This is a genomic window from Ruegeria sp. YKSF070, assembly GCF_059612725.1.
Genome location: NZ_JBXWRD010000108.1, coordinates 1 through 1704 on the forward strand (window position 1 = coordinate 1; position 1704 = coordinate 1704).

Below are 1704 nucleotides of genomic sequence, written 5' to 3' on the forward strand. Positions count from 1 at the left end.
CGTTCTGAACGGCTACACCGCGCTCGGCATCCCTGTCACACAGCCCGTGGGATAAGTCTGTCCGGGGAAAGGGGAACCCCGGCCATCAGCCGATTTGTGCAACAGAGCCCACAGAAACTCAACTTCAGCCTTATCAACTTACATCGAAAACCGATGTAAGCAAAGCCGTAGACTCGCTGCGAGCGCCCTACAGCCGTCCACCTGCCCTTGCTACGCACACTGACAGCGGACACACTGCTCAGGGCGCTGTACGAAGCTCGTTGACGCTTACTATGAAGGAAGCGGGCTAACAGTCCGTGTAATTGCTACCTAAACACTGGTGCGCACGAGCTTGAGCTTCTGCTATTTGTTGAGCTGTCATTAACTCAGCTACACGGTTTCTATTTTCAGCCGCGTTTTCTATGCTGTTAGAAGCAGCTATATTGAACCACATATGTGCAAGCACAAAACTTTGAACAACCCCTTGTCCGTTCGCATACCTTACGCCCAAAATATTCTGCGCACTTGCATTGCCTTGCTCAGCAGCAGCACGATACCAGCGCACAGCTTCAGCATAATTTTGCTTTACGCCATAACCATTTGCATACATCCAACCCAAGTTGTGCTGTGCATCGGCATCACCTTGTTCTGCAGCAGCACGATACCAATGCACAGCCTCAGCATAGTGTTGTGCAACACCTAAACCTTGCCGATACATCTGACCCAAGTTGTACTGCGCAATAACATCACCTTGTTTTGCAGCAGCACGATACCAATGCACAGCCTCAGCATAGTCTTGTGCAACACCTAAACCTTGCCGATACATCTCACCCAAGTTGTACTGCGCATTAACATCACCTTGTTTTGCAGCAGACGTGCACGACAATAGAGCATTGCTGTAATCCATTGTTTGAAGCTGGCCCCAACAATCTGCCACATCATCAGCTATAGCTGTAGCAGCAGATAAGAAAATCGTCACAGTTGCGGTGAATAATTTCTGTTTCATTGCCAGCCCCCAAACAAAACTAAGTCGCTGCTTTCCGTATCACAGCTTACATCGGAAAACGATCTAAGCATAGCCGCACACACGCTGTAAGCGCCCTACAGCTGTCTTCTCGCCCTTCTGCATATTCTGGACAGCGGAGCGGATGCTGAACACGCTGTATAAAGCTCGTTGAAGCCGCATCGCTTACATCGGAAACCGATGCAAACATAGTCGCAGACACGCTGTAGCGCACCGTACAAGCGCAACCATAGCCACAGCAGCAGCACACAGCAGAAAACCGAAGAACGCTTTGTGTGAAGCTCATTGATGTCCAAGCGGCACACGGCGTTACAATTTGATAATCTCCAAAAGCGCAGCTTCACTCAACTCGCCACGCTTAAAGCGTTTCAGCGCCTCTACCGCAAAACTGTCTTCAGCATCCTCTACAGCTTGCACGACAGTCTTCGTTCTGCGTTTAGTTTTAGTAATCTCGTGTCTGCGTTTTTTCGAAACAAGATGACTGTAGTGATTTTCAATCTGCGCTACCTTACAGCCCATATTTATAGTCAAATCATAAACGCTTACATCGCCCTTCTCCAAACGCAGCGTAGCATATGTGTGTCGTAAACGGCTCTGTTGCACAAATCCCGTGTGGGATTCATCTCATGAATCCAGCGTGGTAGCTGGGATGCATGAGCAGACCTACACCCCCGACCTACAGGACCAGGAACTGGCCAGCC

General features: G+C 49.6%; 2 protein-coding genes. Both read right to left on the minus strand.

Annotated elements, in window-relative coordinates; all coding sequences use genetic code 11:
* Window positions 1-286: 286 nt before the first annotated feature.
* A complete protein-coding gene (locus AC2FL1_RS23405; RefSeq protein ID WP_496878521.1) occupies window positions 287-985 on the minus strand; it encodes a tetratricopeptide repeat protein in 699 nt (232 codons plus the stop codon).
* 327 nt (window positions 986-1312) lie between these two features.
* Window positions 1313-1564: a hypothetical protein gene (locus tag AC2FL1_RS23410; RefSeq protein ID WP_496878522.1), complete on the minus strand. Its 252-nt coding sequence runs from the start codon at window positions 1562-1564 to the stop codon at window positions 1313-1315.
* Between the last annotated feature and the right edge of the window lie 140 nt (window positions 1565-1704).